Source organism: Sharpea porci (assembly GCF_009695655.1).
GTDB lineage: Bacteria > Bacillota_I > Bacilli_A > Erysipelotrichales > Coprobacillaceae > Sharpea > Sharpea porci.
Genome location: NZ_VUNM01000030.1, coordinates 19,747 through 27,790 on the forward strand (window position 1 = coordinate 19,747; position 8,044 = coordinate 27,790).

General features: G+C 38.4%; 9 protein-coding genes. All 9 read left to right on the forward strand.

The features are described 5' to 3' along the window. Positions 1-7 precede the first annotated feature (7 nt). The 9 genes from FYJ79_RS10430 to FYJ79_RS10470 all read left to right on the forward strand — a co-directional run bounded on the left by FYJ79_RS10430 (position 8) and on the right by FYJ79_RS10470 (position 7,887). Entirely contained in the window at positions 8-1,009 is a 1,002-nt protein-coding gene (locus tag FYJ79_RS10430) for a nucleoid-associated protein (RefSeq protein WP_154517968.1), read from the forward strand. A gap of 93 nt (positions 1,010-1,102) precedes the next feature. Then, the gene (fmt, locus tag FYJ79_RS10435) at positions 1,103-2,059 is read left to right on the forward strand and encodes a methionyl-tRNA formyltransferase (protein ID WP_154517971.1); all 957 of its coding nucleotides are present in this window, start codon (positions 1,103-1,105) and stop codon (positions 2,057-2,059) included. 5 nt (positions 2,060-2,064) lie between these two features. Next, positions 2,065-3,366 carry a pyrimidine-nucleoside phosphorylase gene (locus FYJ79_RS10440; protein WP_154517974.1) on the forward strand — a complete coding sequence of 434 codons (1,302 nt, stop codon included), beginning with the start codon at positions 2,065-2,067 and terminating at the stop codon, positions 3,364-3,366. A 149-nt stretch (positions 3,367-3,515) separates the two neighbouring features. Continuing rightward, on the forward strand, positions 3,516-4,352 hold the full coding sequence (locus FYJ79_RS10445) for a Cof-type HAD-IIB family hydrolase (protein ID WP_154517977.1): 837 nt from the start codon (positions 3,516-3,518) through the stop codon (positions 4,350-4,352). A 13-nt stretch (positions 4,353-4,365) separates the two neighbouring features. Further along, positions 4,366-5,010, forward strand: coding sequence for a hypothetical protein (locus FYJ79_RS10450; protein WP_154517980.1), 645 nt, complete (start codon positions 4,366-4,368; stop codon positions 5,008-5,010). Positions 5,011-5,019: 9 nt separating this feature from the next. Next, positions 5,020-5,955: an aspartate carbamoyltransferase gene (pyrB, locus tag FYJ79_RS10455; protein WP_154517983.1), complete on the forward strand. Its 936-nt coding sequence runs from the start codon at positions 5,020-5,022 to the stop codon at positions 5,953-5,955. Continuing rightward, positions 5,952-6,377 carry an aspartate carbamoyltransferase regulatory subunit gene (locus FYJ79_RS10460; protein ID WP_154517986.1) on the forward strand — a complete coding sequence of 142 codons (426 nt, stop codon included), beginning with the start codon at positions 5,952-5,954 and terminating at the stop codon, positions 6,375-6,377. The genes pyrB and FYJ79_RS10460 overlap by 4 nt, the downstream gene beginning before the upstream one ends. A 46-nt stretch (positions 6,378-6,423) precedes the next feature. Beyond that, the gene (locus tag FYJ79_RS10465; RefSeq protein WP_154517989.1) at positions 6,424-7,578 is read left to right on the forward strand and encodes an MFS transporter; all 1,155 of its coding nucleotides are present in this window, start codon (positions 6,424-6,426) and stop codon (positions 7,576-7,578) included. 9 nt (positions 7,579-7,587) lie between these two features. After that, entirely contained in the window at positions 7,588-7,887 is a 300-nt protein-coding gene (locus tag FYJ79_RS10470) for a hypothetical protein (protein ID WP_154517992.1), read from the forward strand. Positions 7,888-8,044 lie beyond the last annotated feature (157 nt).

Below are 8,044 nucleotides of genomic sequence, written 5' to 3' on the forward strand. Positions count from 1 at the left end.
GAAAAACATGGGAAATATCAACACACTTATTATTAATAAAATCTTAGTACACTTTCTTGATCAAGAACATAAGAAAGTTCATACCTCACAGGAGTTTGCCGCATTAAATGATACAACACGAGATTATTATCGTAAACGTGTCGAAAAAGCACTCAATAGTAATCAGCTTAAAGAACTCACTGTTCCAAGTTTACATGAACTCTTGTTGAGAGGGGAACAGATGGCAGAAAATGATGAAAACTTTAAAACACAGGCGAAAGAAATCAGTGAACGTTTCTTTAATTTAGGTTCCCATATTGAGGCTATGCCTAATGCGAATATTATTTATGTGGATTGTTATAGGGATGGGGTACATATGATTGCAGCTCTTAAAGTTGACTATAAATATGTTCCTGTCTGTGTCTTTGATGATGATAATGTCCGTATCGTCCAACAACAGCTTTTACCAACTGCAGCAGGCAAGGTGGATGAAGCGATTGTGATGGATGTGGATAATAAGAAATTGTGGATTCTTGAAAAGAAATATTTGATTGATGGCAAGATGGCTACCTATCTCAATAGCCAATGGATTAAAGGCGAAGAAAATCTTACTGACCGTCAGAAATTCAATACGATGAAGAAGGTTGTCAATAAGATGGATAGCCAATATCATGTCTCTAAAGATACTGGTGCTCTTCCTCTTATGAAACAGGAAATCAACGAGAAAGTAATGAATAATGAAGAAGTAAAGCCATATGAAATCGTTCAGAAAATACTTGAAAAAGACTATCAGGCTTCTGAAGAATCAGGTTTGATGTTGAAGGACTTAGGAATTGATGAACGCTCAGTTATCAGTGTTGCTCCAACAGGCAAGACAATGGAAACTTGTAAGCTTGTGACGGATAATGATATTGAGATTCAGATGCCAGTTGATGACTATGTCGCTGGTTTAAATATTGAACAGGTCCATAATCCTGATGGCACAACATCGATTATTTTGAAAAACATCAACGAGATTGTGATAAAATAATGCGTTTTTGAAAACGCTATGATACAATGTTTTTGCATGAGGAAAAGATACAGCCCGATGTTGTATCTTTTTGACTTTTAGGAGGATTATCAAATGAATGAAAGAATTGTTTTTATGGGAACAGCTGATTTCTCAAAGGCTGTCTTAGAGATGCTTTTAAATGAACATTACAATGTTGTTGGGGTGGTGACACAGCCAGATCGTGAAGTTGGGCGCAAGAAGGTTCTGACAATGAGCGAATGTAAGGAAATGGCAATTGCCCATGATATTCCTGTTATTCAGCCAGAGCGTATTCGTAAGGACTACGAAGCTGTTCTAGCATTGCAGCCTGATCTTATTATCAGTGCAGCTTATGGCCAGATTGTCCCAGATATTCTGCTTGAAACACCACGACTAGGCGCAATCAATGTCCATGCATCCTTATTACCAAAGTATCGTGGGGCAGCACCAGTGCATTATGCGATTATTAATGGTGAAAAAAAGACAGGTGTAACGATTATGTATATGGCGCATGATATGGATGCTGGTGATATCATTTCCCAGGAAATGACAGCTATTCGCGATGATGAAACTGTGGGTGAACTCTTTGATGAGCTGACAGTGATTGGGGCAAGATTATTACGCCGTACCCTTCCTTCAATTCTCGAAGGCAAAAATCAACGCTTCAAACAGGATGAAGAGAAGGTTACTTATTGTCACCAGTTTAAGCGAGAAGACGAGCATTTGAATTGGAATCAGGGTGTTGAGGCTATTTATAACCGTGTCCGTGGCATGGATCCATGGCCAGGAAATTATACTGTTTATAAGGGACAGAATGTGAAGATCTGGAAGGGACGTATTCATCAGTGTGAAAATGCAATGAAGCATCATGGTCATGAAAAGAATGGGACGATTATCAAGATTTTCAAAGATGCAATTGGTGTTAAGGTGGAAGATGGTGTTTATTTAATTACGGAATTACAGGTTCCAGGTAAACGTCGTATGAGTGTGAAAGATTATTTGAATGGAAAGAGTATCTTTGAAGAAGGTACTGTATTTGATGAGGTTTAAGTGTTATGAGAATGGTCGATTTAATTGAAAAGAAGAAGCATGGGCTAGAATTAAATGAAGAAGAGATTCATGATATCATTCAAGGCTATGTTGCTGATAAGATACCTGATTACCAGATGTCAGCATTCATGATGGCTATCTATTTTCAGGGGATGACGGAAAAGGAAACCGCCATTTTAACAAATGAAATGATGCATAGTGGTGACACCATGGATTTAAGTGCTATTCAAGGCATCAAGGTTGATAAACATTCAACAGGTGGAGTTGGTGACAAGACGTCTTTGGCAGTAGGTCCAATGGTTGCAGCATGCGGGGCACCGGTAGCGAAAATGAGTGGCCGAGGCTTAGGACATACAGGTGGCACACTGGACAAACTGGAATCTATTCCTGGTTTATCTGTTTATCTGAGTGAAGAAGATTTCATCAAACAGGTCAATGAGATAAAGCTTGCGATTATTGGCCAGACAAAGAAGCTTGATCCAGCTGATGCCAAGATGTACGCCCTTCGTGATGTAACAGGAACGGTGGATTCTATTCCTCTTATTGCCTCTAGTATCATGAGTAAGAAACTGGCAGCTGGTGCTGATGCAATTTTGTTGGATGTGAAATATGGTGATGGGGCTTTCATGAAAAATGTGGAAGATGCGAGAAAGCTGGCAAAGACTATGATTGCGATTGGTGATCATCTTGGTCGTGATACGCGTGCAACTATCTCCAATATGAATCAGCCTCTTGGTAATGCCATTGGTAACAGCTTGGAAGTCAAAGAAGCTATTGCCACATTAAAAGGTGAAGGTCCTCGTGACTTTACCGAACTCTGCTTTGAAGCTGGTGAAACAATGTTGTTAATGACAAAGATGGCAGCCACAAGAGAAGAAGCACATCAAAAACTTGAAGCAGTCATTCAAGATGGCAGTGCGTTGGCAGTTCTTGCGAAAATGGTTGAAGCACAAGGTGGGGATGCATCCTATATCATGCATCCAGAGAAATTCCCCAAGACGAAAGAAGTCATCACTGTTACAAGCTTAGAGAGTGGTTATATTGAAGACTTAGAAGCTCTTAATCTTGGCCTTGTTTCAATGAAGCTTGGTGGCGGCAGAGCGAAAATGGATGATCAGATTGATCATGCAGTGGGCTTAGTTTTGAAAAAGAAGGTGGGCGATCATGTAGAAGCAGGAGAACCACTTCTTGATGTTCATACAAATACTGGATTAAGTGAAGAACTGAAAGCAGATATCCTTTCTGCTTATCATATTGTTGATCATGAAGTTGCCATACCACAACTCATTGAAGAGATTCTTGAGTAGTCCATAGAGTCGTGTTATACTTGTCATGAAAGAAAAAGAGGACTAGCTATGAATACTTTACGATTAAGAAAACTGTATCATGCTTATCAATCTTCTTTTCATATTTTTTAGGATATTCGTTTGGATATCCTTTTTTTGTGGAGGTTTGTATGAAATACTTATTTTTTGATGTGGATGGTACACTTTTAGGGAAAAGCCGCCACATTACTGAAAACACAATCACAGAATTACATCGACTCAAGGACAAGGGACATCATATCTTTATATGTACAGGACGTGCTCCAACATCCATTGTTTCAGGTAATCTTGAACGTGTACCTGCCGATGGCTTTATTGCGTCAGCTGGGGGCTTTGTGAAAGTAGGCAACAAGTTTATTTTTAAGAACTACATGAATAGTGACATTCTTACAGAAGTCATTACGCTCTTTGTGAATCACAAAGTACTCTTTGCCTTAGAAACCGAGAAAGCCATTTATCAATCACCTGGTGTCAATGAATTCTTTGACAATATGCATCATCGAGAATTTGGTGACAATGTAGAATTACAGCGCTTCTTTGAACTCAAGCGTGAAAAAGAAAACCGTGTACCTCTTTCTGAATTTGATCCAGCCAAGATTGGTGTCACAAAGGTGGCCTTTATTGCGACTGATCGATATCAATTCTTGGATATCGTTCAGTATCTGTCTGATTATTTTAATATTGTGACATTCTCTAGTGAGAATGATGACTTTATTAATGGTGAAATTATCTTGAAGGACTGTACAAAGGCTGATGGCATCAAACGCATCATCAACTACTATCATGCCGATATGAAGGATACAATTGGCTTTGGTGACAGTATGAATGATTATCAAATGATTCAGGAATGTGCTGTTGGGGTTGTCAGTCAAAAGGCACCAGAGAAATTAAAAGCACTTGGTGATTATTTCTTTGATGACCCTGATCAGGATGGTATAGTGAAAGTAATTCATGAGATGAATTTATAAAGGGGGCAGGAAGATGGATTATCTTGACGAAGCCATCTTGGTGAAAGATGAATTTGTATGCTTGTTGGAGAGTGCAAAGTTAAGGCAGACAATAAGCCAAAAGCACCTCGAACGGCTCTATCTCCTAACTGGGAAAATCGCCTATCTCTATGGCCATGCCTATCTTGATCAATATAATGAAAGCAAGCTCGCTCTTATTTCGACAATCAATGAGTGGATCTCTTCACTGACATATTCCTCATTCAATCTCTTTGGTGACAAGATGATATTGGGCAAAGAAACATTACATCAGATCAATGAAATCAAAAATGCTTTAAAAGATATTGCCATATCTTCTACTCTTGATGATGAAGATGATTTAACGATTGAAGAAATAAGAGAACAATGTATCACTTATCTTCAACAAGAAAATATTCCCCAATACAATAAGACACTCTATGGCCTCATCCTCTATGGCCAGAAACGCAGCGATGAAATCAGTGCTGCCTATCACGATGATGATAGTGAGGGGGAGAAGGATAGCTATTCCATCTATGAAGGGGAAAAACAATCGAGTGAAGTCTTAGAACACTATACAACACTCTATGATGATCTCTATATCCATGATCAACACTATCATAAAGCAGCATTGCTTAATCTTTTAGAAAATATGCAGTAGGAGGCAAGTATGAAAAAGACTATTATTGACCCAATCGATCTCACAGTTGAAGAGATTGATGGACTTATTGCGTTAGCTGATGACATTATGAAGGATCGTACAAGATACCAGGATGTCTGCAAGCATAAGATTTTAGGTACATTATTCTTTGAACCTAGTACCCGTACACGTTTATCGTTTGAAAGTGCCATGCTTTCATTAGGGGGAAGTGTGTTAGGCTTCTCGGAAGCTAGCTCTTCTAGTGCATCCAAGGGTGAGTCTGTGATGGATACAGTGCATATTGTATCGAATTATTGCGATATTATTGCCATGCGTCATCCTAAAGAAGGTGCGCCACTTGTAGGCAGCAAGCACTGCAATGTCCCATTGATCAATGCGGGTGATGGTGGTCACAACCATCCAACACAGACATTGACAGACTTATTGACTATTCATCGTGAAAAAGGACGTCTTGACAATATGACAATTGGCTTCTGTGGGGATTTGAAATTTGGCCGTACAGTCCATTCCTTGCTGAAAGCGATGGCCCGTTATGACAATATTCGTATGATCTTTATCTCACCAGATGAACTCAAGCTACCAGAATATTTAAAAGAAGACTATCTTGATCCTGCTCATGTGGATTATGAGGAAGTCACTTCTCTTGATGATGTCATGGGTGAACTTGATGTTCTTTATATGACACGTGTACAGAAAGAACGTTTCTTTAATGAACAGGATTATTTGAGATTACGTGATACATATATTCTTGATTTGAAGAAGCTTGATAATGCGAAAAAAGATTTATCCATTCTTCATCCTTTACCACGTGTTAATGAAATTACAGTTGATGTGGATGATGATCCACGTGCGGCTTACTTCAGACAGGCGGCAAATGGGCGCTTTATTAGAATGGCATTGATATTAAGTCTGTTAGGATTGGATCATGAGGTGGAAAGATTATGAAAATAGATGATGTGAAAAATGGTATTGTTTTAGATCATATTACGGCAGGAAAAGTCATGGAAGTTTATGAAGCTTTGGAGCTTGATAAACTGAATTGTTCGATTGCAATCTTGAAGAATGTACGCTCTACTAAGATGGGGAAAAAAGATATCTTGAAGATTGATAATGATTTTGATGTAGATTTGGATGTGCTTGGTTATCTTGATCCAAATATTACTGTATGTATTATTAAGGATGGTAAGATTGTTGAAAAGAAACAGATGCAGTTGCCTGAAACAATTGTGAATGTAGAAAAATGCAAGAATCCAAGATGTATTACATCGGTTGAAAAGAATCTTGATCAAATTTTCTATCTTGCGAATCGTACAAAGCGTATTTATCGTTGTAAATATTGTGATAGTCGAATTGAACGTTCAAAGTAAAGATAACTGCCTGGAATATTCCAAGCAGTTTTTTTGAGGGAATACTATGAATCAAAAAATACTGAATACAAAATATGCCTTTATTCAGGGGATTTACTATATCATCCTCTGTGTCCTTATGTCCTATGGTGCCCTTTATTTAGGTAAAGTAGGACTGAGGACGGGTCTTATTGGCATTGTCATTGCCAGTGCCAACATCCTAGCAACCTTAGCCCAGCCAGTCATAGCTAGATATATTGATGCTCATCATACATCCGTTGCTTCTATTTTAATGATGATGACGTTTTTGTCTGGCTTATTATCGATTGTGATGTTGGTTATTGGGCAGTTGCCCTATCTTGTCGCTATTATCTTTGCCTTGCTTTCAGCCATTGCGATAACGATGATGCCTTTTATCAATGCTTTGACTTTTGTCTTTGAAGAAAAGGGTGTTGTATTGAATTTTGGCTTGAGTCGAGGTATTGGTTCTGTTGCTTATGCGCTTATGTCACTTGTTTTAGGCTATGTCATTTCTAGAATATCACCTCTCTATTTGCCTCTTGTCATTACAGTTAGTGCTTTAGGCCTTTTGCCTATTCTACGTGGCTTTTCAAATGATCATGTAGTAAGTCATAAGGAAGGCGAGAAGAGTCGTTTTATTGATTTTTTGAAATATTATAAGCTATTTCTTTTGATGCTTGTTGGCTATATCTTGATTTATATCGATCATCAGCTTATTAATACCTATATGATCTATATTGTAAGAAATATTGGGGGCAATAGTCTATCAATGGGTATCGCAACCTTCATCGCAGCTTTTCTTGAATTACCAGGCATGGTCTTATTTCAAAAATATAAAGACAAACTCAATATCTCCTATGTCATGATCTTTGCTGGCATCATGTATTCTATCAAACACCTTCTCACTCTCTTTGCCCCTAATATGACGATCTTCTTTATTGCCCAGATGCTTCAGATCTTTGCCTTCGCACTGTTTATTCCATCCAGTGTCTTCTATATTGATTCCTATTTCGACAAGAAAGATGCAACAACGGGACAGGCCCTTTTTACAATGAGTGGGACGATTGCTGGTGTCATTGCGAGTGTGGCTGGTGGCTTATTGATTGAAGTGACAAGTGTCCATATAACGCTCTTGATCTTTGCCGTGCTTTCTGTTGTTGGCAGTGCTATACTTGTCTCATCTATTAAATGCATGAAATAGGGTGATGAAATGAAACATAATTGGAAAGATGTATGGAAATATGGGGTGTTGTATGAAACGCTTCATGTCTTTGATCCACGTTCGTCATTGGAAAAAGGACAGCTTGATGAATGGGGACAGATGATGGCTGAAATGATCAGAGGGATTCTTGTTGTTATTGTGTTAGTTGTACTAGGATGTCTTCTCTTTAGGGAAGGTAAGATTTTTAAAAGTACGGCTGGTATGATTATTATTGTCATTGTAGGTATTGGTGCTCTAAGCTGGGCACTTAAGAAGATTATTCGTGGTATTGCGCATATTCGCGATTGATAAGGGAGGCATTCAATGATAAGATTGACTCCGAGGTGATTTACTATCAGTAGTCAAGGGTATATTTTGATTTATTTATCTTAGAAGCACAAAAAGAGGTTCAAGGAACCTCAAAAAAATTTATAGTGACGAAAAACAGTTTATCTCAATTTGCTCT

What these genes read in the sequence shown, in the direction of transcription:
- FYJ79_RS10430 (WP_154517968.1), top strand. Translation starts at nt 8, where the DNA reads ATGGGAAATATCAACACACTTATTATTAATAAAATCTTAGTACACTTT.
- fmt (WP_154517971.1), top strand. Translation starts at nt 1,103, where the DNA reads ATGAATGAAAGAATTGTTTTTATGGGAACAGCTGATTTCTCAAAGGCT.
- FYJ79_RS10440 (WP_154517974.1), top strand. Translation starts at nt 2,065, where the DNA reads ATGAGAATGGTCGATTTAATTGAAAAGAAGAAGCATGGGCTAGAATTA.
- FYJ79_RS10445 (WP_154517977.1), top strand. Translation starts at nt 3,516, where the DNA reads ATGAAATACTTATTTTTTGATGTGGATGGTACACTTTTAGGGAAAAGC.
- FYJ79_RS10450 (WP_154517980.1), top strand. Translation starts at nt 4,366, where the DNA reads ATGGATTATCTTGACGAAGCCATCTTGGTGAAAGATGAATTTGTATGC.
- pyrB (WP_154517983.1), top strand. Translation starts at nt 5,020, where the DNA reads ATGAAAAAGACTATTATTGACCCAATCGATCTCACAGTTGAAGAGATT.
- FYJ79_RS10460 (WP_154517986.1), top strand. Translation starts at nt 5,952, where the DNA reads ATGAAAATAGATGATGTGAAAAATGGTATTGTTTTAGATCATATTACG.
- FYJ79_RS10465 (WP_154517989.1), top strand. Translation starts at nt 6,424, where the DNA reads ATGAATCAAAAAATACTGAATACAAAATATGCCTTTATTCAGGGGATT.
- FYJ79_RS10470 (WP_154517992.1), top strand. Translation starts at nt 7,588, where the DNA reads ATGAAACATAATTGGAAAGATGTATGGAAATATGGGGTGTTGTATGAA.